Origin of the sequence: Xanthobacter albus (assembly GCF_043194895.2) — a bacterium.
GTDB lineage: Bacteria > Pseudomonadota > Alphaproteobacteria > Rhizobiales > Xanthobacteraceae > Xanthobacter.
Map to the genome: position 1 here is coordinate 2,978,008 of NZ_CM195532.1, position 20,255 is coordinate 2,998,262.

19 protein-coding genes are annotated in these 20,255 nt (G+C 69.0%); 7 read left to right on the forward strand and 12 right to left on the reverse strand.

The genetic code is table 11. The annotated features are described in order from the left end of the window. The 10 genes from V5F75_RS13280 to V5F75_RS13325 form a co-directional block, all read right to left on the reverse strand. Positions 1 to 1,191, reverse strand: coding sequence for a mandelate racemase/muconate lactonizing enzyme family protein (locus V5F75_RS13280; protein ID WP_394034522.1), 1,191 nt, complete (start codon positions 1,189 to 1,191; stop codon positions 1 to 3). Between the two features lie 45 nt (positions 1,192 to 1,236). Then, positions 1,237 to 2,211: a quinone oxidoreductase family protein gene (locus V5F75_RS13285; RefSeq protein ID WP_394034521.1), complete on the reverse strand. Its 975-nt coding sequence runs from the start codon at positions 2,209 to 2,211 to the stop codon at positions 1,237 to 1,239. 17 nt (positions 2,212 to 2,228) lie between these two features. Further along, positions 2,229 to 2,918, reverse strand: a complete 690-nt coding sequence (locus V5F75_RS13290; protein WP_394034520.1) for a 4-carboxy-4-hydroxy-2-oxoadipate aldolase/oxaloacetate decarboxylase — start codon at positions 2,916 to 2,918, stop codon at positions 2,229 to 2,231. 53 nt (positions 2,919 to 2,971) lie between these two features. Beyond that, the gene (locus tag V5F75_RS13295) at positions 2,972 to 3,913 is read right to left on the reverse strand and encodes a DUF1932 domain-containing protein (RefSeq protein ID WP_394034519.1); all 942 of its coding nucleotides are present in this window, start codon (positions 3,911 to 3,913) and stop codon (positions 2,972 to 2,974) included. Further along, a complete protein-coding gene (locus tag V5F75_RS13300; protein WP_394034518.1) occupies positions 3,913 to 4,701 on the reverse strand; it encodes an RraA family protein in 789 nt (262 codons plus the stop codon). The genes V5F75_RS13295 and V5F75_RS13300 overlap by 1 nt, the downstream gene beginning before the upstream one ends. Before the next feature lie 145 nt (positions 4,702 to 4,846). Then, positions 4,847 to 5,740 (reverse strand): LysR family transcriptional regulator, encoded by an 894-nt coding sequence (locus V5F75_RS13305; RefSeq protein WP_394034517.1) that lies wholly within the window; start codon positions 5,738 to 5,740, stop codon positions 4,847 to 4,849. A gap of 20 nt (positions 5,741 to 5,760) precedes the next feature. Further along, the gene (locus V5F75_RS13310) at positions 5,761 to 6,660 is read right to left on the reverse strand and encodes an ABC transporter permease (RefSeq protein ID WP_394034516.1); all 900 of its coding nucleotides are present in this window, start codon (positions 6,658 to 6,660) and stop codon (positions 5,761 to 5,763) included. Continuing rightward, positions 6,653 to 7,489, reverse strand: a complete 837-nt coding sequence (locus V5F75_RS13315) for an ABC transporter ATP-binding protein (protein ID WP_394034708.1) — start codon at positions 7,487 to 7,489, stop codon at positions 6,653 to 6,655. Before V5F75_RS13315 ends, V5F75_RS13310 begins: the two co-directional genes overlap by 8 nt. A gap of 38 nt (positions 7,490 to 7,527) precedes the next feature. Beyond that, a complete protein-coding gene (locus V5F75_RS13320; protein ID WP_394034515.1) occupies positions 7,528 to 8,538 on the reverse strand; it encodes an ABC transporter substrate-binding protein in 1,011 nt (336 codons plus the stop codon). Positions 8,539 to 8,810: 272 nt separating this feature from the next. After that, positions 8,811 to 9,206, reverse strand: coding sequence for a carboxymuconolactone decarboxylase family protein (locus tag V5F75_RS13325; RefSeq protein ID WP_394034514.1), 396 nt, complete (start codon positions 9,204 to 9,206; stop codon positions 8,811 to 8,813). Between the two features lie 440 nt (positions 9,207 to 9,646). Between V5F75_RS13325 and V5F75_RS13330 the strand changes: the two genes are divergently transcribed. Beyond that, on the forward strand, positions 9,647 to 10,678 hold the full coding sequence (locus V5F75_RS13330; protein ID WP_394034513.1) for an ABC transporter substrate-binding protein: 1,032 nt from the start codon (positions 9,647 to 9,649) through the stop codon (positions 10,676 to 10,678). Positions 10,679 to 10,850: 172 nt separating this feature from the next. Here the strand turns inward: V5F75_RS13330 and V5F75_RS13335 are convergent, their stop codons facing one another. Next, a complete protein-coding gene (locus V5F75_RS13335; RefSeq protein WP_394034512.1) occupies positions 10,851 to 11,717 on the reverse strand; it encodes a tRNA nucleotidyltransferase in 867 nt (288 codons plus the stop codon). Between the two features lie 311 nt (positions 11,718 to 12,028). On the opposite strand from V5F75_RS13335, the gene V5F75_RS13340 reads away from it, so the two are divergent. The 3 genes from V5F75_RS13340 (at position 12,029) to V5F75_RS13350 (ending at position 15,787) form a co-directional block, all read left to right on the forward strand. After that, positions 12,029 to 13,195: a polysaccharide deacetylase family protein gene (locus V5F75_RS13340; protein WP_394034511.1), complete on the forward strand. Its 1,167-nt coding sequence runs from the start codon at positions 12,029 to 12,031 to the stop codon at positions 13,193 to 13,195. A 478-nt stretch (positions 13,196 to 13,673) separates the two neighbouring features. Further along, positions 13,674 to 14,405 carry a 16S rRNA (uracil(1498)-N(3))-methyltransferase gene (locus V5F75_RS13345; protein WP_394034510.1) on the forward strand — a complete coding sequence of 244 codons (732 nt, stop codon included), beginning with the start codon at positions 13,674 to 13,676 and terminating at the stop codon, positions 14,403 to 14,405. 260 nt (positions 14,406 to 14,665) lie between these two features. After that, positions 14,666 to 15,787 (forward strand): carboxylate-amine ligase, encoded by a 1,122-nt coding sequence (locus tag V5F75_RS13350; protein WP_394034509.1) that lies wholly within the window; start codon positions 14,666 to 14,668, stop codon positions 15,785 to 15,787. Between the two features lie 45 nt (positions 15,788 to 15,832). Here V5F75_RS13350 and V5F75_RS13355 read toward each other — a convergent pair whose 3' ends face one another. Next, the gene (locus V5F75_RS13355; RefSeq protein ID WP_394034508.1) at positions 15,833 to 16,681 is read right to left on the reverse strand and encodes a fumarylacetoacetate hydrolase family protein; all 849 of its coding nucleotides are present in this window, start codon (positions 16,679 to 16,681) and stop codon (positions 15,833 to 15,835) included. A 563-nt stretch (positions 16,682 to 17,244) separates the two neighbouring features. On the opposite strand from V5F75_RS13355, the gene V5F75_RS13360 reads away from it, so the two are divergent. Genes V5F75_RS13360 through V5F75_RS13370 form a run of 3 tightly spaced genes read left to right on the forward strand, consistent with a single transcriptional unit; the run spans position 17,245 to position 20,104 of the window. After that, positions 17,245 to 18,057: a UDP-2,3-diacylglucosamine diphosphatase gene (locus V5F75_RS13360; protein WP_394034507.1), complete on the forward strand. Its 813-nt coding sequence runs from the start codon at positions 17,245 to 17,247 to the stop codon at positions 18,055 to 18,057. After that, a complete protein-coding gene (locus tag V5F75_RS13365) occupies positions 18,057 to 19,124 on the forward strand; it encodes a glycosyltransferase family 4 protein (RefSeq protein ID WP_394034506.1) in 1,068 nt (355 codons plus the stop codon). The genes V5F75_RS13360 and V5F75_RS13365 overlap by 1 nt, the downstream gene beginning before the upstream one ends. Continuing rightward, on the forward strand, positions 19,121 to 20,104 hold the full coding sequence (locus tag V5F75_RS13370; RefSeq protein WP_394034505.1) for a threonine ammonia-lyase: 984 nt from the start codon (positions 19,121 to 19,123) through the stop codon (positions 20,102 to 20,104). The genes V5F75_RS13365 and V5F75_RS13370 overlap by 4 nt, the downstream gene beginning before the upstream one ends. Positions 20,105 to 20,255: the final 151 nt, after the last annotated feature.

Genomic DNA, 20,255 nt, shown 5'->3' on the forward strand with positions numbered 1-20,255 from the left:
TCAGCGGGTGACGTTGGCCACGCCCCATACGTAGTTCTTGCGCGGAAATTCTTCCCAATACTGGCGCATGTCCTTGTGGGGAAAGTCCTGGTAGGGCCGCCTGCGCAGCGCCTCGACATCGATATCCACCCCGAGGCCGGGCGCGGTGGGCAGGTCCACCCAGCCCGCGCTCATGGAAAGCCCCGGCGCGGCGATCTCCGCGCAGGCCTCCGAGAGGTTGATGAAGCACTCGGCGATGAGGAAGTTCGGGATCAGCGCCGAAAGGTGCACCGTGGCGGCGAGGCCGACGATGGGGCTGTTGTAATTGTGCGGGCTGATGGCCACCGCGTGCGGCTGGGCCATGGCGGCGATGTCGAGCATCTGCAGGATGCCGCCCACCGCGCACACATCCGGGTTCAGGATATCGGCGGCGCGCTTCTCGAACACCTGGGCGAACTGCTCCTTGGTATAGAGCGTCTCGCCCGTCACCACCGGGGTCGAGATGGCGTGGCGCACCTCGGCCACGAGGTCGATGTTGTCGGAGAGGCAGGGCTCCTCGTAGCAGAAGATGTCGAATTCCTCGAGCCGGCGGGCCACCCGCGCGGCATGGTGCGGCGCCACCCGGCGGTGGGCGTCGATGAGCAGGTCCACATCCGGCCCGAGCGCCTCGCGCACGGCGCGCACGTTCTCGACCGCGTAATCCTCCTCGGCGCGGCTGATGAAGGTGCGCCACGGGCCGGGGAAGGGGTCCCACTTCAGGGCGGTGAAGCCCATGGCCTTCACCTGCAGCGCCTTTTCCACCGTCTGCTCGATGTTGGTGACACCATACCACCAGCCGTTGGCATAGATGCGCACCTGCTCGCGGCAGGGCCCGCCGAGCAGGTTGTAGACCGGCTGGCCGGCGGCCTTGCCCACGAGGTCCCACAGGGCGATCTCGATGGCGCTCCACGCGCACAGGAAATCCACCGACGTGCGGCGGATGGCGAAGTCGTCGAACATCACCTGCGCCATGTGGCGGATGGTGAAGGCGCTGCGGCCCACGAGGTAGGGGGCCATGGCCTCCACATACTTCTGGACGATCTTCTCCTTCTTCACCCCCACATAGGCCTCGCCCCAGCCGTGGAGGCCGGTGTCCGTCTCGATGCGCACGAACAGGAGGTTCTTGCCGCTGCCGGGGTGGAACAGGAAGGTTTCGATCCGTTCGATCTTCATGGCGGTCGTCTCGGGGCGTTCTTCCGGCGCGTGCCGGCGCTGGGGTCAGGGGATGAGCAGGGTCTGGCCGGTGGTGGCGCGGCTTTCGAGGGCGCGGTGGGCGTCCGCCGCCTCCCTGAGGGCGAAGGTGCGGCCCACCCCTGCGCGCACGATGCCCGCGCGCACGGCCTGGAACAGGCTGGCGGAGATCGCCTCCAGCCGGCCGCGATCCTTCAGGAAGGGGAACAGGGACGGCCGCGAGAGCGTGATGCACTTCGGCCCCAGCGTCGCGATGTTCACCGGAGGCACGGGCCCGGAAGCGTTGCCGAAGCTCGCGATCGCGCCGAACGGCGCCACCGCCTCCAGGGAGGCGGCGAAGGTCGCGGCGCCGACCCCGTCATAGACGCAGGCGCAGCCCCGCCCGCCGGTGATCTCCGCGACCCGCGCCGCGATGTCCTCCCGCGCCGTGACGATGACGTGCCGTGCGCCGGCGGCGCGGGCCTCCTCCGCCTTGGCATCGGTGGAGACGGTGCCGATCACGGTGAGGCCGAGCGCGGCGCCCCAGGCGCACAGGATCTGCCCCACGCCGCCGGCCGCGGCATGCACCAGCACCGTGTCGCCGGCCTTGGGGCGGGTCATGCGGTGCAGCAGCACCTCGGCCGTCATGCCCTTCAGCAGCAGCGCGGCGGCGGCCTCGTCCGGGATGTCCGCCGGCAGCTTCACCAGCAGGTCGGCATCGAGAACGCGCCGCTCCGCATAAGCGCCGGGCGTGGGCGAGACATAGGCGACGCGATCACCGGGCGCGAGGCCGCTGACGCCGGCGCCCACCGCCTCCACCACGCCGGCCGCCTCCATGCCGGGGGAAACCGGCAGCGCGCCGAGCGTGTAGAGGCCGGTGCGCACATAGATGTCGATGAAGTTGAGGCCGATGGCGGTGTGCCGCACCAGGGCCATGCCGGGGCCGGGTTCCGGAACCGCCACTTCGGCCCATTCCAGCACCTCGGGGCCGCCGGTGGCGCGGATCAGGATCGCGTTGCTCATGGTGTCCCCCCGGCGGCTCAGAAATCCACCGCCACGCCCTTGGCGGCGAGGAAGGCGCTGAGGTTGTTCAGCTCCCACGGGGTCTTGCCGTCCTTGAGCGCGGCGATGAGGGAGGCTTCCCTGGCGGCGCGGGCCTGGCAGGCCTCCAGCACCTCGGCCGCACGCGCGGCCGCGACCACCACCACGCCGTCCGCATCGCCGATCACGAGGTCGCCGGGCCGCACCTCCACCCCGCCGAGTGTCACCGGCGCGTTGATGGGGCCGAGCACCTCCTTCACGGTGCCCTTCATGCAGACATTCCCCGCGAACACCGGCAGGCCCACCTCGATGATGGTGCTCCGGTCGCGCACGCCGCCGTCGGTGACGAGGCCGGCAAGGCCGCGCCCCTTGGCGCAGCTCGCCATCACGTCCCCGAACATGCCCTGCTCGGTGGCGCCCTGGGCGTCGCACACCAAGACGTCGCCGGGCCGCGCCATCTTCAGGGCGGCGTGGAGGGTGAGGTTGTCGCCCGGCTCGCACACGCAGGTGAAGGCGGGGCCGGCGATCCGCATGTCGAGGGACAGCGGCTTGATGTTCGATTGCAGGGCGCCGGTGCGGCCCTGGGAATCGAACACCAGGGCCGAGCCGAAGGCGAGCAGCCGGGCGGCGATGTCCTTCAGGTCGTGCCCGGCGTCCTGGGCTGCGGGGGTGGGATGGGCCTGGGCCATGGGTGGCTCCTGTTGTCCTGTCGGTTGTCTTGCCCGTCGTGCTGCCGGCGCGTTCAGGGGGCGCGGGTCTCGGGCGTGCGGTCGGGAGGCGGGTTCAGGGCGGCATTGAGCCCGTGCAACGCGGCCTCCAACGTCGGCGGCTGGCGCCCGTCGAGGGTGCTTGCCACCCCGGTCGCGGCGGTCCGCTCCATCACCGCGATGATGGCGTCGGTCATCAGCGGGGAAAGGCCGGCGGCACGCGCCAGATCGCGCGACATGCGCACCTCGTCGGCCCGTCGCGCGGCGTGAACCACGTGGGATTTCAAAAGCATGGCGGCGGTGTCGCGGGCCGGGCGGGCGTCCAGGAAGGCGCAGAAGGTGTCGAGCACGGCGTCGGTGACGCCCGCCCGTTCCGCGACCAGCAGCGCTTCCACGTAGAGCGCCTCCAGCCCCTTGGCCAGGATGGAGCGCACCAGCTTGATGCCCGCCGCCGCGCCGATGCCGCCCGTCACGGGCGTGATGTCCATGCCATGGGCGCGAAAGCGCGCCCCGAACGCCTGCGCCCCATCCCCGGACGCGAGGATTGGCACGCGATGGCCCGAGGTGGGCGCGGAGCCGATGATGGCGCCATCCACGAACCGCGCGCCGACGGCCTCGACGATGGCGGCGCCCTCGCGCTTGGCCTGTGGGGCGGCGGAGGACAGATCCACGTAGAGCGCGCCCGTCGCAAGGTGCGGCGCCGCCATCCGCGCGGCTTCCACGCTTGCCAGCGGCTGCACCAGGGCGAGCACGTGGCGTGCCTCCGCGAGGCCGGCAGGGGAGGCGAGCAGCCGCACGCCGGCGGCGGCGGCGCGCGCCTCCAGCAGCGGCCGGCGCGGGCCGCCCGCGATCGCGACGTCGTAGGCGCTCATGCCGTCCACGCCAGCGCCGCGCAGGCCGGAAGCGATATGCGAGGCCGCCTCGCCGAAGCCGACGAAGGCGAGGCCGAGGTCCCGGTTTTCGTCGAAGGAGGTCATCACCACTTCTCCGGGGCGATGATGGCCGCGCTGTCCTGCGCCGAGGCACCGGTGGAGAGGGCCTTGATGAGCACGCTCTCGCGCGCCGCCACCTCCTCGGCCCGCGTCACCACCTCCTCCGCGAGGTCGAGGGGCACGACGATGATGCCGTCGCTGTCGCCCAGCACCAGGTCCCCGGGGCGCACCTGCACGCCGGCGATGTCCACGGTGCCGTTGAACTCGATCAGCTCCAGGCGATGCTTGCCGGTGCGCGGGGTGGCGCCGCGCGCCCACACCGGCAGACCCATGCGGCGCATGTTGTCGGTATCGCGCACGCAGCCGTCCACCACCACGCCGGCGAAGCCGTGGCGGGCCACGGCGGTGGCCATGATGCCGCCGATGTTGGAGGCGCCGGGCACCGCGCTGCCGTCGATGACCATCACGTCGCCGGGCTGCGAGAGCGTGACCTCATCGAGCGCGCCGAGCTTGGGGGAGGTGCCGTTGGCGACGTTGTAGCCGGCGTTGCGCCGGGCCGGGCCGTGCTTCACCGTCACCGCCGGACCCACCATGCGCTGGCCGGGCGCGATCGGCGCGAGAAGGGTGGTGGGAATGGCCGTGTCCACGCCGTGGGTGTCCAGGATGTCGGCGATGGAGGACGTGAGATCCGGCAGCGCGCGATAGCGGGCGATAAGGCCCGCCGCCGGCCGCGGAAAAGCGAGGGCGCGGATGCGCTCGGCCGGGATGAGGCCGAGCAGCCGGCCCTCATAGGCCCTGAGCTGCTCGCGGATATCCGTGTCTTGGGTGCTCATTTTCTTCTCGTCCGGCCGCCACCTGTCGTGAGCGACTTTCATCGTGCGGCGAATTCTTGCGAAACACGGGAAACATGAAAGGGAATTATTTTCGCGCGCGCCGATCGGCTTTTCGCATGCGCCACGTTCCGGGCGCACGGCGCGGTCATGGTCGTGGATAGGCGAAGTTGCAGTGCTCGCGCGCCAGATCGGCGATCTGGAGCGCGATGAAGTCCTCCCGGTAGACGGCGGCATATTCCAGGGGCGGGATGACGAGGTTGGTCTGCAGCACGGAGAGCGATCCCGCGCCGAAGCCGTGGAAATAGTCCCGCGGCAGGAACGACACTCCGAGCCCCGCGCGTGCCAGCTCGGCGAGGGCGATCATGCTGGAGCAGGTGATCGTGTGTTTCGGAGAAAAACCGCGCTCGTTCAGCGCCTTGGCGATGGTCTGGTGCAGCAGCGAGCCTTCCGCGAAGGTGAGCAGAGGCATGGCGGCGATGTCGCTCGCGGTCAGCAGACCGCGCCGGCCGTGGGCGAGGTCGGGCGCGCACATCCAGGCCGATTCCAGGGCGCTGAGGCGCAGGCTGGGAAAGGCGGCCGCCTCCTCCACATGCACCGCCGGGCACAGGGCGAGGTCCAGCTTGTAGGCGCCGAGCTTCTTCAGCAGGTTCTGCGTGAGATCGACGCTGGTGGACAGCACGATGTCCGGATAGAGCGCCCGGATGGAGCGGATGAGCTGCGGCAGCCAGGTGAGCGCCACCATTTCGGTGACGCCGAGCCGGAAATGGCCGGAATAGCTGGTGTCGATGCCCGCCTTCTGGAGGATGTTCTGCCGCAGGCGCAGCATGGCCGAGAAATCCCCCAGCAGCTCGCGGCCGCGCAGGGTGAGCTGGGTGCCGTTGCTGGTGCGGTCGAACAGGGGGATGCCGAGGCTGCCCTCCAGCTCCTGCACCCGCTTGGAGATGGTGGACTGGGTGGTGTTGAGCCGCTCGGCCGCCGCGTGGAAGCTGCCGAGCTTCTCCACCCAGTGCACGGCCTCGATCTGCTTCAGGGTCACCATGATGCGTTCCGCCGCCCGGCTCAGCCCTGCATGCCCCAGCGGCGCACGGTGGCGGCCTCCAGGGTGCGGAAGATGATGCCCTCCACCGCGAGGCCGATGAGGATGACAGTGAACAGGCCGGCGAAGACGTTCGCGGTTTCCAGCGCGTTGCGATTCTGGAAGATGTACCAGCCCAGGCCCGCCGAATTGCCGGAGACGCCGAACACCAGCTCGGCCGCGATCAGGGTGCGCCAGGCGAACGCCCAGCCGATCTTGAGGCCGGACAGGATGGAGGGGAAGGCCGCGGGAATGAGGATGAAGGCCACGAAGCCGATGCGCCCCAGCTCATAGTTGCGCCCCACCATGCGCTGGGTCTGGCTGACCGACTGGAAGCCCGTGAGGGTGTTGAGCGACACCGCCCACAGCACCGAATGGACGATGACGAACACCAGGCTTTCGATCCCGAGCCCGAACCAGAGCAGCGCCAGCGGCAGGATGGCAATGGCCGGCAGCGGATTGAACATGGCGGTCATGGTGGCGAGCGCGTCGGTGCCGAAGCGCGTGGTGATGGCGAAGGTGGTGAGCACCGCCGCCAGCGCCACCGCGACGCCGTAGCCCAGCAGCAGCACCTTCATGGTGCCGGCCACCGCCAGCACCAGCTCGCCGGAGCGCATGCCCGCCCACCACGCCGCCAGGGTGTCGGTGAAGGAGGGGAACATCAGCGGATTGGAGGCGTAGCGGGCGTAGGCCTCCCACGCCACCGCCAGCACCAGGAGCACCAGGGCGCGCCGCAGGGCGGTGGTGTCGGCGAGGCGCCGCCACGGGCTGATCCGTTGGGAGATGTCGCCGATCTCGCCCGCCGGGGCGAGCGGGCGGGTGATGTCGGCCCGCTCGGGCAGCTCGAAGGGGTCGGCGGGGCCGGAAAGGGCGTTCTCAGCCATGGGCGGTGTCCTTCGCCGTATCCTGCGTGCCGAACAGCATGGCGTTGATCTTCCTGGTGAAGGCGACGAACTCGTCGCTTCCGGAATGGGCGTGGCCGAAGCGGGTGGCGTCCAGCTCGGCGATGATCTGGCCGGGATGCGGGGTCATCACCACGATGCGGTTGGCGAGAACGATCGCCTCCTCGATGGAGTGGGTGACGAACACCAGCGAGAAGCGCACCTCCTGCCACAGGTCCAGCAGCTCCTGCTGCATGCGCCGGCGCGTGAGGGCGTCGAGGGCGGCGAAGGGCTCGTCCATCAGCAGCACCTTCGGCTCCATGGCGAGCGCGCGGGCGATGGCGACGCGCTGCTTCATGCCGCCGGAAAGGGTGTGGGGGAAAGCATCCGCGAACTTGCCGAGCCCCACCTTCTCCACCGCCCGCCGCGCGCGATCGCGCCATTCCGCGCGCGGGAAGCGGCGGGTGGAGCGCATGGGGAAGATCACGTTCTCGAGCACCGTGTACCAGGGCAGGAGCTGGTCGAACTCCTGGAACACGAACATGCGGTCGGCGCCCGGCCCCTTCACCTTGCGCCCGTTCAGCCGGATCTCTCCTTCCACCGGGTCCAGGAAGCCGCCGATGCTCTTCAGCAGCGTGGACTTGCCGCAGCCCGAGGGGCCGAGGAGCACGAAGCGGTCGTGCTCCAGCATGTCGAACGAGACCCGGTGGGTCGCGGTGACGATGCGCTCGCGGGTGGCGTATTGCAGCGTCACGCCGTCCACTTCCAGCAGCAGGGGCTGCCGGGGCAGGGGGGTGGCGGTCGCCAGGGTGTGGGCCAGGGGCCGGGTCATGTTCATGGCGGGCGCGCTCGGTTGGGGCACGGCCGGCGTCAGCTACCGGCGCCGGCGTTGACGGGCGGGAAGAACACGTCCTGCCAGCGGGCCGGAGCCTGGGGCAGCTGGCCGAGACTCACCATGAAACTGGCGGTCTCGATGACGCCGTTGGGCGTGATGGCGTATTCATCCACGTTGTTGCGGATCACCTCGATCTTCTGCGCATCGGTGAGGCTGGAGGGCTCGGCGGCGAAATAGATGCGCGCGGTCTCCTCCGGATTGGCCGGAATGAAGCGGTTGCCTTCATCGAGGGCGGCGAGGAACGCCCTGATGGCCTTGGGATTGTCGCGCACTGTGGCGGAAAGGCCGGCCACCACGCCATTGCTCATGCCCGGCGGGTTGAACTCCCGCGAGGTGCCGATGACGTGCACGTTCGGCGACGACGCGAGGATCTCCGCGAAGGGCGAGGTCGCGAAATAGACCTGCACCGTATTGCCCGTGGTCAGCGCGGCGACCGCGTCGGGGTGCGGCAGGGAGACGAGCTGGCGATCGAAGCGCTTGGCTTCGCCGGGGCCGAACAGCTTCGCCGCCGCGCGCCGCAGCACCAGGGCCTGTGAGGAATTGGGGCCGGGCACCGCGATCTTGTCCGTCGGGCGGATGTCCGCCACCGAGTGGATCGCCGGATCATTGGCGAAGATGGTGTAGGTGCCCTTCCAGTAGCCGCTGATGCCGCCCATGTCGTAGCTGCCGCGGCTCTTGTTGTAGCCGATCAGCAGCGGGAGCATGCCCAGGGCGGCGATGTGGATGGTGTTGCTGAGCAGGCCTTCGGTGAGGGCGGTGGGCCCGCTGAGGCGCTTGATCTCGAAGCTCACGTCCGCGCCCTCGGCTTCCGCGTGCTTCCTGAACAGGCCCCGGCTCTCCGCGACCAGGAACCCGAGGTAGGGCAGGCCAAACTGCACGCCCAGGACCAGGGGCTTCGCCTGCGCCCGCGCGACGTGGGGCATGAAGGGCGTGGCCGCGGCGGCGGCGAGAAGGGCGAGGCCCTGGCGGCGGGTGATGAGCGTCATGTGGGCCTGTCCTCGGATCTGCCTTTTCGCCGGCGGGCGATCAGCCCGCTGAGCCCTCCCCTCATGAGCGCTTGGCTTCACCGGAGGGGCACGGATCAATTCACAAAATTCATCTAATCTATCGATTAACTTTTAATGTTTGTCCATCTGCCTTAAAAACAAAATTTTCACGTGATTTATGGCGCGAGAAGCCCTCGAAACCGGTGGACGGAGCGCAACCGCCGGGGGCATCGCGGGATGCGCGGGAACGCCCGCGCATCCCGTCGAAGCGGCTATTCCTCGAAGGCGGGATCGACGGGCACCCGGTACCCGTTGACGAGGCGGTTGGTCTCGTTCGCCATGCCCACCACCGCCACCAGCTCCGCGAACTGCGCCTCGCTCATGCCGGCCCTGGCGGCGGCGGCGCTGTGGCTGGCGATGCAGTAGCCGCAGCCGTTGGTGATGCTGACCGCGACATAGATCAGCTCCTTCGTCAGGGGATCGAGGGCGCCGGGCGCCATCACCTGCTTCAGGCTCGCCCAGGTCCGCTCGAGCGTCGCCGGGTCGTTGGCCAGGTACTTCCAGAAATTGTTCACATCGCTCAGGTTCCGGGTCTTCATGATGTCGTCGAAGACCGCCTTCACGGTGTCCGGCGCGTCGGAATAGGCGACCGGTTTTGGCTTCGCCATGGCCTCGTTTCTCCTTCCGCGTTCGGCGGTCCGGCGCCGTTCGCGACGGACCGCCCTCCACGGGTGGGATGGTGCCCGACGCGCGGGCCGCCGTCTCCCGCGGCGATCGCGGGGCGCCCCGCGCAGCTCCAGCGAAATCTGCCACGGCGCGTCGATCGAAAAGAGCGAATTAATTTTATCTATATCGATCGATAAATGGAATTATGTGCCGGAGCCGCGGTCCGGTGGGTGGGGCGGATAAGCTGCTCCCGTATCCGGCTTTCTCCGGCCGAGGCGGCACGGTCGTGCGGCTGCCGGTGGGGAATGGCGATACCCGGCAATCGAAAATCTTCGCTTCCAATCGCCCGGCGGATTTCCGACGCTGGACTATCGTGAAGCAAATCGCTCAAAATAGTCATCATTCAGGGGCCGCCAGGGTGCGGCATCCGCGGGGAAACATCATGAACACGTTGCTGGATCGGCGCAGCATCCTCAAGGCGGGGGCGGCGGCGCTGGGCGCCTTGTCCGCCCTGTCGCCGGCGCTCTCGCGCCCGGCGTTGGCGGCCTCGCGCGAGTTCGTCATCGGCATCAATTACGGCCTGCCGTTCCTGCCGTTCATCGTCGCCGACAAGCTGGGCTATTTCGACGCCGCCGCGCGGGATGCCGGCATTCCCGGCGCCACCTTCCAACTGCGCCGCTTCTCGGTGGCCACCGCCCTCATCGACGCCATCCTCAGCCGCAACGTGCAGCTCGGCACCCTCGGCAGCCAGGCGCTGCTCAACGCCTATGAGAAGACCAAGGGCGATTATCACCTGAAGGGGGTGTGCGCCTATTGGAAGGGGCAGTTCCCCATCTTCTCCAACCAGCCCGAGGTGAAGAGCATCCGGGATATCCGCCCCACCGACAAGATCGCGGTGCAGGGCCCCAAGAGCGCGCAGGTGCTCTACCTGAAGCGCGCGGCCGAGCACTATTTCGGCAAGGATGAGGTGAACCGCTTCGCCAACCAGCTGGTGCTGCTGCCGCACTCCGAATCCGTGGTGGCGCTGACCAAGGCCAGGTCGATCCAGGCCTATGTGAGCATTTCCCCGTTCGCGGAAATCGTTTCGGCCGATCCGGCGGTGCACCAGATCGCCTCCTCGCGGGACTTCAGCAATCCCGACACCACCAACGCCTATCTCGGCGCCATCCAGTCGTTCGTGAACGACAATGCGGATATCCTGCCGGTGGTGATCGCCGCGCTGAACAAGGCCAATGCCTACATTCACGCCAATCCCGATGAGGTGACCACCATCTACCTGGAGGCCGAGCCGTCGTCCCTGCCCATCGAGCAGATGCGGGATGTGATCGCGCGCAATCGCGACGAATATTCCACGGTGCCGAACGGCATCCAGGAGGCGGCGGACTTCCTGGTGCGCATGGGCGAGTTGAAGACACCCATCGCCTCCTGGCGCGAGGTGTTCTTCCCGCCGGTGAGCGAGGGGCCCGGCAGCTGAGCTGCCGGTGCTCCTGCCTCCGGGGAGGAGGGGGCTGAACCGCTCCACCTGAGCGCCGTCAGGCGCCGGGCGCTTTGCGGTCCCGCCGCGCTGGCCCATGGGGAATGGTCCCCTGCAGAATCCGGCCATCTCCGGCTTGGGCCGTCACAAGCCGATAATGCAATCCGCGCCTTCAGGCGGTTTCGTCGGACCAGCGCTGGGAGCGGAAGGCGCGGGCGATGGCGGCAGCGCGGGCGGCCATCAGGTCGTCGGCCGTGTCGAGCCCCGCTGGGTCGATATCCGCGCACGCATCGAGCGCGCGGGCGAGGAGCTGGGCCTTGGGATAGGTCGTCTCCGCGCGCCCGCCATGGCCGAAATAATCGCAGCGCGCGACCATCATCAGGCGCGCGAAGCGTTCGGGGTCGTCGAAGGCGTCGAGGCGCATGAGCATCGCCGCGACAGGTCCTGCGCGCACCTCGGAGGTGCGGTGCACCCGCTCGCATTCCCGTAAGGCCAGCAAGGCGAAGTCGCGACAGGCGGGCGCGACGCCGAAGCGCGCGGCGATGGCGGCGATGCGCGGCGCGCCGCGCTCCATGTGGCGGTAGTGGGCGGGCAGGTGCTCACGCGGGGAATCGGCCTTGCCGACATTCATGGTGAGCAGCGCGAAACGCACGTCGAGGGGCGCATCCAGCGCCGCGGCCTCGTCCAGGGACCGCAGCAGCAGCTCGCCCAGGTCCACCTCGCCGGGTTCATCGGAGATCTGCGGCACGCCGAACAGGTCATGGACTTCCGACAGCACGACTTCGAGCACGCCGCACGCGCGCAGCGCCTTCAGCATGGCGGAAGGGCGGGGACCCATCACTCCGGCGGACAGCTCCCTCCAGATGTCGGCCGGCGCGATCCGGTCGAGCGCGCCGATCTCCATCTGCTCGAACATGGCGTCGAGGGTGTCGTCGTCCGCTTCCGCGCCCTCCGAAAGCAGGGCGGCGAAGCGCAGCAGGCCGAGGCCGGGCTCAAGCTGCACCAGATCGGAGGGGAATGAGGGCGGGGCGCGGTCCATTTTCCAAGTGGACCACCGTATGACCCCGCCGCGCAAGGTGAAGAGTGTCGCGTCTTCGCCCGCGCCTGCCGCGACCTTGCCGCATCGCACCCATGCGCCGGGCGGCGGCCTCGGGCGGGGAGGGGCGTGAAAGGCCGCGTCGGCGCCTGTCGCCGCCCCATCTGGCCACCTGTGGCCGGAGCGCATCGGCTCGGGATTTTCCGCACCTCCGCGCGGCAGCCGTACACAATTTGTCCATAGAAGCGGGTGAGATTGCGTTATTGTCCCGCCGAACAATTCAGGAAGCCGGCATTGTGAGAGCTTTAGTGGCCATGTCTGCGTTTCTGGCGACCGGCGCGTTGGGCCTTGGCCTCGCGTGGAGCCAGATGGTGTCGTCCGCTCCGGTGGGGGATGTCGCTGCGGTGCCGGTCGTCTCCAGTGCCGCCCAGCCTGCCGTCGCGCCTCCGGCGCCGCTGGTGCGGCTCGCCCAGGCGGGGGCTCCCGCTGCTGCCCCGGCTTCTCCCTCGGCTGCATCGGCGCAGGCCGCCGCCGCGCTGCTGGCGGCGCCCGCTGCCCCGTCTCCCGCTGCGACGCCACCCGCGCCGGCGGCCGCGACACCCGGCCCCATGAGCACGCCCGTGGGCGCTGGCATGCAGGCGCCCAGCGCCGCCGCGGCCACCGGCCACCGCTTCCTCGCCTATACCTCGTGCGAGGTGGATGGGCCCTATATCGCCATCACCTTCGACGACGGCCCCAACCCGGAAACCACGCCCAAGCTGCTGAAGATCCTGGAAGCGCGCGGCATCAAGGCCACCTTCTTCGTGGTCGGCACGCGCGCGACGGAGAATCCGGAGCTGCTGCAGCGCATGGCCGCGGCGGGGCACGAGATCGGCAATCATTCGTGGAACCATCCGCAGCTGCCGAAGGTCTCCGTCGCGGAGGCGGACCGGCAGCTGGCGGATACGTCCGCGGCCATCCGCAAGGCCATCGGCAAGGACCCGATCTACCTGCGCCCGCCCTATGGCGCGATGACGCCGGCGCTGCGCAAGCACATCGAGGACACCTTCGGCCTCACCATGGTGTATTGGTCGGCCGACTCCCTCGACTGGAAGAACCGCGACGCGCAGGCCATCTATGACAAGGTGATGGCGCAGACCCGGCCGGGCGGCATCATCCTGATGCACGACATTCACGCCACCACGGTGGCGGCTGTTCCGCGCGTGCTCGATGCGCTGCTGGCGAAGGGCTACAAGTTCGTGACGGTTTCCGAGCTGATCGCCATGAACAAGCCCGCGCCGCCGAAGCAGGTGGCATCGCTCACCCCCGCGGCGCAGGCCCCGCGCAAGAAGCCGAAGCCCCAGGCGGCTGCCAGTGCCAAGCCGGCGAAGCCGGCGTCGGCCTCCGGGCAGGCCATGGGTGCCGCCGATGCGCCGCGTCCCGCGGCCACCGTGAAGCGTCCGGCTCCGGTTTCCGCCTCGAACGGCACCAGCCTGTTCTGATCGCCTTCTGCTTTCCCGGCGAGCCTGCGGGCTCGCCGGCGCTTGCCCCCGGAGCCACCGCGTGGGGAACGAGTCGGGCGTTCAGTCCAGCGGGCCGGGCTCCGACATTCGCTTGATCGCGCTCGCATGAGGGGCAATGTGCCCCGTAGCGGAATGCGCGGCCCGCTGCCGTGAGCTGCCGCAACCTCCCCGTGTCCAGCCTGACGCATTCATGAAGGGTTCCGGTGCGCATCTCTCATTTGGGGGATGCCGGCGGTGCCATGATGCGGCAAGCTGGCGGAGCCGGTCAGGCGTGGCGGCGTCGGCCGGGGGCGACGACGGCTGCCGGGATGCACTGCGGGTCGGGCTTCCCTGGAGAAGCACCCGCAGTGCATCGCTTCTTGGCGGCGCCGAGGAAGCCTCTCCGAAATCGCGGGCGTGGGTGCTTGTCATCGTCGCGGGCTCGTGCTGAGCCTCGCGGGCGAGAAAGGAACCTGCCATGCCCGATCACGATTTCAACGCGCAGCGCCTGTGTGTGAGAGACGACCTGCTCGAAGGCGCGGTCGTGGCGTTGCCGCCGGAGCAGGCCCATTATGTCGCCAACGTCATCCGCCTCGCCATGGATGGAGAGCTTCTGCTGTTCAACGGACGGGATGGGGAGTGGCGCGCGCGCCGGATCGCGGCCGGCAAGCGGGATGTGAAGCTCGAGGTGCTGGAGCGCCTGCGCCCCCAGCCGGCGGCCCTCTCGGTGGAATATGCCTTCGCCCCGCTCAAGCATGCCCGGCTCGACTACATGGTGCAGAAGGCGGTGGAGATGGGGGCGGGCATCCTGAGCCCGGTCGTAACCCGCTACACCCAGGTTTCCCGCGTGAACCTGGAACGGATGGCCGCGAACGCCGTTGAAGCAGCGGAACAATGCGGAATCCTGACCCTGCCGCAGGTCAATCCGCCGCGCCCGCTCGCCGAGTGGGTGGCGCAGCTCCCGGCCGGGCGCGTGCTCGCCTTCTGCGATGAAGACGCGGCGGCGAGCGACCCTGTCGCCGCGCTGCGAGGCGCACCGGCGGGGCCGGTCAGCGTGCTGGTGGGGCCGGAGGGCGGCTTCGCGCCGGAGGAGCGGGCGCTGCTGCTGCCGCGCGCGGTGACGCTTTCACTGGGGCCGCGGATTTTGCGGGCGGATACGGCGGCGATCGCCGCGCTGGCCCTGGTGGAGGCCGCGCGGGGCGTTATGTAGTCTGTATCGCGCCGATAGCAGAGGTTAGGGTGTAATTAGAAATTATTCTATTGCACCTTTTTCATGCAGTGCAAAAACAGGTCGAGCCCTCGTTTTGTGGTCGATTATGCTGCATCGCACGCCCTTTTCCTCGTTTCCAATTCGGGCAACCTCGGTGCCCGCGCCCCATTTTTGTCGGATTTTGCGTCAGTCTTTCGGCGCTGTTGAGGTCCGCGGGGGCGACCAGACAATCGTTTCATTATAATTTTTTGGAGGAGGCGATGTCGCAGCACTACCGATTCGGGATCGAGGAGGAGTTCTTTGTCATCGACGCCGACACCAAGGCCGTGCAGCGGCGGATGCCGCCGGGCTTCTACGAGGCCTTGAGGGAGGAACTCGGAACCTCGGTCACGGTCGAGCTGCTCCAGTCGCAGCTTGAGATCTGCACCCAGCCCGTGACCACGGCGGGCGATGCGCACGAGGAACTGCGCCAGCTGCGCCAGACGGCGGGCGCGGTGGCCGCGCGCCACGGCCTGGGCTTCATCGCCGCCGGCACCCACCCCACCGCCACCTGGGACGGCGCCCGCGCCACCCGCATCGACCGCTACGACGGCCTGATGAACGACCTGAAGATGCTGGGCGAGCGCAATATGGTGTGCGGCCTGCACGTGCATGTGGAGCTGCCGGACCCAGACGACCGGGTGGACGTGATGCGCCGGCTGGTGCCCTACGTGCCGCATTTCATCGCGCTCGCCACGTCCTCGCCCTTCTGGGGCTCCAAGCAGACCGGCCTGATGGGTTATCGCCTCGCCGCCTATGACGAGCTGCCCCGCACCGGCCTGCCGGACATGTTCGAGAACAACGCCGCCTACGAGCGCTACGTGGATGCGCTGGTGTCGGCGCGGGCGATCGAGGATTCGAGCTATGTGTGGTGGGCCATCCGGCCCTCCCGCAAGCTGCCGACCTTGGAGCTGCGCGCGCCGGACAGCTGCACCCGCATCGAGGATTCGGTGGCCATCGCCGCCCTTTATCGCGCCCTGGCGCGGTTCCTGGTGCGCAATCCCCACCATAATCGCGACGTGGGCGCCGTGGACCGGGCCATCGCCGACGAGAACAAGTGGCGCGCCCAGCGCTATGGCGTCCACGGCTCGTTCGTGGACCTCGCCCAGCGGCGCGCGGTCTCTGTGCGCGATGCGGTGGAGGGGCTCGTCAACCTGGTGGCGGAAGACGCGGAGGCGCTCGATTGCCTCGACGCGCTGATGCACGTGCGCACCATCGCGGAAGTCGGCACCAGCGCCGATGTGCAGATCGCCGTCTACCAGGAGGCCCAGCACCGGACCGGCAACCGCTCCGAGGCGCTCAAGGCGGTGAAGACCTGGCTCGCGGAAGCGACGCTGCAGTGAAACCGGCCGGCGGAGGGCCGCTTGGCGCTCCGCCGGCTTCGCGCCTCAGGGCTGGAACGGCACCACCGTCTGGCGCTGCTCGCCCAGCCCGGCCACCGAGAGGGTCACCACGTCGCCCGCCTTCAGGAAGCGCGGCGGCTTGTAGCCGAGGCCCACGCCCGGCGGGGTGCCGGTGGTGACGATGTCGCCGGGGTCGAGCACCATGAACCGGCTGAGATAGCTGAGCAGGAACGGCACCCGGAAGATCATGGTGCGGGTGGAGCCGTCCTGCATCCGCGCTCCGTTCACATCGAGCTTCATGGTGAGGTCGGCGGTGTCGCCCAGCTCGTCCGGCGTCACCAGCCAGGGGCCCACCGGCCCGAAGCTCTCGCAGCCCTTCCCCTTGGTCCACTGTCCGGCGCGCTCCATCTGGAAGCCGCGCTCGGAGACATCGTTGCAGATGCAATAGCCGGCGATGTGGGAAAGGGCATCCTTTTCCTCCACATGGCGCGCGCGGGTGCCGATGACGAAGGCGAGCTCCACTTCCCAGTCGAGCTTGGTGGAATCCTTGGGGGTGATGATGTCGTCGTTCGGCCCGCTGATGCAGTTCGGCGCTTTGTTGAACACCACGGGCTCGGCGGGGATGGGGTTTCCGGTCTCGGCGGCGTGGTCCGCGAAATTGAGGCCGATGGCGATGAAGTTGCCGGGCTGCGGCACGCACGGGCCCAGGCGCGCGCCCGCCGGCGCCAGCGGCAGCGCCTCAGGGTCGAGTGCCGCAAGGCGCGCGAGGCCCGCGGGGGAAAGCGCCGCGCCCGAAAGCTCGGGGACATGGCCGGAAAGGTCGCGCACGCGCCCCGCCGCATCGATGAGGCCGGGCTTCTCCGCGCCCTTCGCGCCGAAACGAACCAGTTTCATGCCACATGCTCCTTCGTCCCGCGCCGCCGGCGGGAACTGCCGTGCGGGAGGGTGCGCACGCTGGCCCGCGGCGGTGTCCCGGTCAATGCCGCGTGCGGCGCCGAAGGCACTGTTGCATTGCACGCGCCGCGCGGCCGTCACGCGAGTCGGCGAGCGCTGATCCCCGTGCGGCGCATGGCAATGTCATGGAATTGGCATGCCCGCGCCAAGGGGGGCGGGCATGCGAAAAGTTCGCGGCTGGCCGGGCGTGGCTCTCATCGGAGCGGCTGACGGCCATTTGCTTCATTCCTGCGGGTAGAGGGGGGCGATATTCAACCAAAGACTATTAGCCGCCTTCCTTGTCCCCCTCCAATACTGCCGGCCTTTCGGGCAGGGTATGGATTCGGGCATTCGCGCTTCCGTTTTTCGCGGTAGCGTCATAAAAAGGAATCACGACTCCGGGTAACTGCAAGCCGCATCCGCTCAAGGCCCGTGCAGCGGCTGCGGCGAGGCATCTTCGGATGCCCCGGAGGTGACTCTTGGGGGGTGGCCATGGTCGGGTTCCGAAGTGTGGAGGTCCTGGCGTGAGCGAGAGTCCGGATGCGCGACGCTTTCGCGCCCTGTTTCTTTCTGACATTCACCTGGGCACCAAGGGTTGTCAGGCGGAACTGCTTATCGACTTCCTCAAGTACCATGATGCCGATGTGATCTATCTGGTCGGCGACATCGTCGACGGGTGGCGCCTGCGCTCCTCGTGGTATTGGCCGCAGAAGCACAACGACGTGGTGCAGAAGCTGTTGCGCAAGGGGCGCAAGGGCACCCGCATCGTTTACCTGCCGGGCAACCACGACGAATTCCTGCGCGACTATTACGGCAGCCATTTCGGCGGCATCGAGGTGCAGGAGACCGCCATCCACGAGGCGGCGGACGGCAAGCGCTACCTCGTCATCCACGGCGACGTGTTCGACGTGGTGGTGCGTCACGCCAAGTGGCTCGCCTTCATGGGCGACTGGGCCTATTCCACCGCGCTGATGGCGAACACCTACGTGAACCGCGTGCGCCGCAAGCTCGGTCTCACCTACTGGTCGCTGAGCCAGTGGGCGAAGCTGAAGGTGAAGAACGCGGTGAACTACATCGGCAAGTTCGAGGAGGCGGTGGCCGACGAGGCCAAGCGCAATTCCGTCGACGGCGTCATCTGCGGACATATCCACCACGCGGTCATTCACGATCAGTTCGGCGTGCGCTATGTGAATTGCGGCGACTGGGTGGAAAGCTGCACCGCCATCGCCGAGCACGACGACGGCCGCCTGGAGATCATCTGCTGGACACGCAACCTGAAAGCCGCGCCGAACAGCGAGTCGGATCTGGTGGAAGGACAGGCCCGGGCGGCCGCCTGATGCGCGTTCTTGTCGCGACGGACGCCTGGCATCCGCAGATCAACGGCGTGGTGCGCTCCCTGGAGTACACCGCGCGCGAGGCGGAGCACCTCGGGGCGGAGATCCTGTTCCTGACCCCGCAGGAATTCCGCACCGTCCCCATGCCCACGTATCGCGAGATCCGCCTCTCGCTCGCCACGCCGCGCATGATCATGCGACGCATCGAGGCGATGCAGCCGGATTTCGTGCACATCGCCACCGAGGGGCCCATCGGCATCCTGGTGCGCCGCGCCTGCATCGCCTCGCGCCGCACCTTCACCACCTCCTACCACACGAAGTTCCCGGAATACCTTTCCGCCCGCGCCCCGGTGCCCGAGCGCTGGACCTATGCGTGGCTGCGCTCGTTCCACAATGCGGCGGGCGGCGTCATGGTTTCCACCGCGACCCTGGAGCGGGACCTCGCGGCGCGCGGCTTCAAGCGCCTCATGCGCTGGTCGCGCGGGGTGGATGCGGACCTGTTCCGCCCCCGCCCGGAGGCGACGCTGAACATTCCGCGCCCCGCCTTCCTGTTCGTGGGCCGCGTGGCGGTGGAGAAGAACATCGAGGCGTTCCTCGATCTCGACCTGCCCGGCTCCAAGGTGGTGGTGGGCAGCGGCCCGGCGCTGGAAAGCCTGAGGGCGCGCTATCCCGATGTGCATTTCCTTGGCCCGAAGGAGGGGGAGGATCTGGCGCAGGTCTATGCCGCCTGCGACGTCTTCTGCTTCCCGAGCCGCACCGACACCTTCGGCATCGTGCTGCTGGAGGCGATGGCCAGCGGCCTGCCGGTCGCCGCCTATCCCGTCACCGGCCCGCTGGACGTGCTCGAAGGCGCCACAGAGCCGGTGGGCGTGCTGGACGAGGACCTGCGGACCGCCTGCCTGAAGGCGCTGGAGCTTTCCCCCGCCGCCGCGCGCCGCTTCGGCGAGCGCTACACGTGGCGCGAGAGCGCGCGGCAGTTCCTGGACAACGTGCTCATCGCCCATGACATCGGCCCCATCGCGCGGCGCTATCGCCTTCGTCTGCGGCGTCGGGTAGCTTCCGGGGCATGACTGCCCCTGTTCGCCTTCCCACCGCCGCCGATGTGGATGCCGCAGCCCAGCGCCTGAAGGGCGTGGCGGTGCGCACTCCGCTCGTCTTTTCGCCCGTGCTGAGCGATCGCGCGGGCGCCCGCGTGTTCCTGAAGCCGGAGACGCTGCAACGCACCGGCTCCTTCAAGTTCCGCGGCGCCTACAATCGCATCGCGCAGGTTCCGCCGGGGACGCGCGCCGCCGGGGTGGTGGCCTGCTCCTCGGGCAACCACGCGCAGGGCGTGGCCGCCGCCGCGCGGCTGCTGGGCATGCCGGCGGTGATCGTGATGCCCCACGACGCGCCGGCCCTGAAGCGGGAGCGTACACTTGCGCTCGGTGCCCAGGTGGTGGGCTATGACCGCGCCACCGAGGACCGCGACGCCATCGCCCGCGCCATCGCCGCCGAGCGCGGCGCCGTGATGGTGCCGCCCTATGACGATCCGGACGTGATCGCCGGCCAGGGCACGGTGGGCCTGGAGATCATGGAGGATCTGGCGGCCCAGGGGCTTGCGCCCGATCTGGTGGCGACCAACGCTTCCGGCGGCGGGCTCGCGGCGGGCATCGCCTTGGCGGTGAAGTCGCGCGCGCCGGGGGCCCGCGTGGTGGCCTGCGAGCCGGCGGGCTTCGAGGATCACGCCCGCTCGTTCCGCTCCGGCGTGCGCGAGCGCAATGCCGCGCCCACCGGCTCCTTCTGCGACGCCCTTCTGGCGCCGACGCCGGGCGAGATCACCTTCGCCATCACCCGCGATCTGGTGGGCGAGGCGGCCGCCGCGGACGACACGGAAGTGGCCCGCGCCGTGGCCTATGCCTTCACCGAGCTGAAGCTGGTGGTGGAGCCGGGCGGGGCGGTGGCCCTGGCCGCGCTGCTGGAAGGCCGCCTGAACGCTGCCGGAACGGTGGTGATCGTGCTCTCCGGCGGCAATGTGGACGCCGAAACCTTCACCCGCTGTTTGCGCGCCTGAGTTTTTTGCGGGCGCGGTCCTGCCGGGGACTGCCCGCGGACCGTCAGCTTGAAGCGCGAGCCCGCGCCGCGTCTGGCCGAAATCCACCCGGCGCCGGTCGAGAAGCAGGACCAGCGGCGCTATATGGCAATGCCATGATGCAGCGCCGCCG

What these genes read in the sequence shown, in the direction of transcription:
- V5F75_RS13320 (WP_394034515.1), bottom strand. Translation starts at nt 8,538, where the DNA reads ATGACGCTCATCACCCGCCGCCAGGGCCTCGCCCTTCTCGCCGCCGCC.
- V5F75_RS13300 (WP_394034518.1), bottom strand. Translation starts at nt 4,701, where the DNA reads ATGAGCACCCAAGACACGGATATCCGCGAGCAGCTCAGGGCCTATGAG.
- V5F75_RS13305 (WP_394034517.1), bottom strand. Translation starts at nt 5,740, where the DNA reads ATGGTGACCCTGAAGCAGATCGAGGCCGTGCACTGGGTGGAGAAGCTC.
- V5F75_RS13365 (WP_394034506.1), top strand. Translation starts at nt 18,057, where the DNA reads ATGCGCGTTCTTGTCGCGACGGACGCCTGGCATCCGCAGATCAACGGC.
- V5F75_RS13350 (WP_394034509.1), top strand. Translation starts at nt 14,666, where the DNA reads ATGTCGCAGCACTACCGATTCGGGATCGAGGAGGAGTTCTTTGTCATC.
- V5F75_RS13310 (WP_394034516.1), bottom strand. Translation starts at nt 6,660, where the DNA reads ATGGCTGAGAACGCCCTTTCCGGCCCCGCCGACCCCTTCGAGCTGCCC.
- V5F75_RS13290 (WP_394034520.1), bottom strand. Translation starts at nt 2,918, where the DNA reads ATGGCCCAGGCCCATCCCACCCCCGCAGCCCAGGACGCCGGGCACGAC.
- V5F75_RS13315 (WP_394034708.1), bottom strand. Translation starts at nt 7,489, where the DNA reads ATGACCCGGCCCCTGGCCCACACCCTGGCGACCGCCACCCCCCTGCCC.
- V5F75_RS13325 (WP_394034514.1), bottom strand. Translation starts at nt 9,206, where the DNA reads ATGGCGAAGCCAAAACCGGTCGCCTATTCCGACGCGCCGGACACCGTG.
- V5F75_RS13370 (WP_394034505.1), top strand. Translation starts at nt 19,121, where the DNA reads ATGACTGCCCCTGTTCGCCTTCCCACCGCCGCCGATGTGGATGCCGCA.
- V5F75_RS13335 (WP_394034512.1), bottom strand. Translation starts at nt 11,717, where the DNA reads ATGGACCGCGCCCCGCCCTCATTCCCCTCCGATCTGGTGCAGCTTGAG.
- V5F75_RS13330 (WP_394034513.1), top strand. Translation starts at nt 9,647, where the DNA reads ATGAACACGTTGCTGGATCGGCGCAGCATCCTCAAGGCGGGGGCGGCG.
- V5F75_RS13340 (WP_394034511.1), top strand. Translation starts at nt 12,029, where the DNA reads ATGTCTGCGTTTCTGGCGACCGGCGCGTTGGGCCTTGGCCTCGCGTGG.
- V5F75_RS13345 (WP_394034510.1), top strand. Translation starts at nt 13,674, where the DNA reads ATGCCCGATCACGATTTCAACGCGCAGCGCCTGTGTGTGAGAGACGAC.
- V5F75_RS13280 (WP_394034522.1), bottom strand. Translation starts at nt 1,191, where the DNA reads ATGAAGATCGAACGGATCGAAACCTTCCTGTTCCACCCCGGCAGCGGC.
- V5F75_RS13355 (WP_394034508.1), bottom strand. Translation starts at nt 16,681, where the DNA reads ATGAAACTGGTTCGTTTCGGCGCGAAGGGCGCGGAGAAGCCCGGCCTC.
- V5F75_RS13295 (WP_394034519.1), bottom strand. Translation starts at nt 3,913, where the DNA reads ATGACCTCCTTCGACGAAAACCGGGACCTCGGCCTCGCCTTCGTCGGC.
- V5F75_RS13285 (WP_394034521.1), bottom strand. Translation starts at nt 2,211, where the DNA reads ATGAGCAACGCGATCCTGATCCGCGCCACCGGCGGCCCCGAGGTGCTG.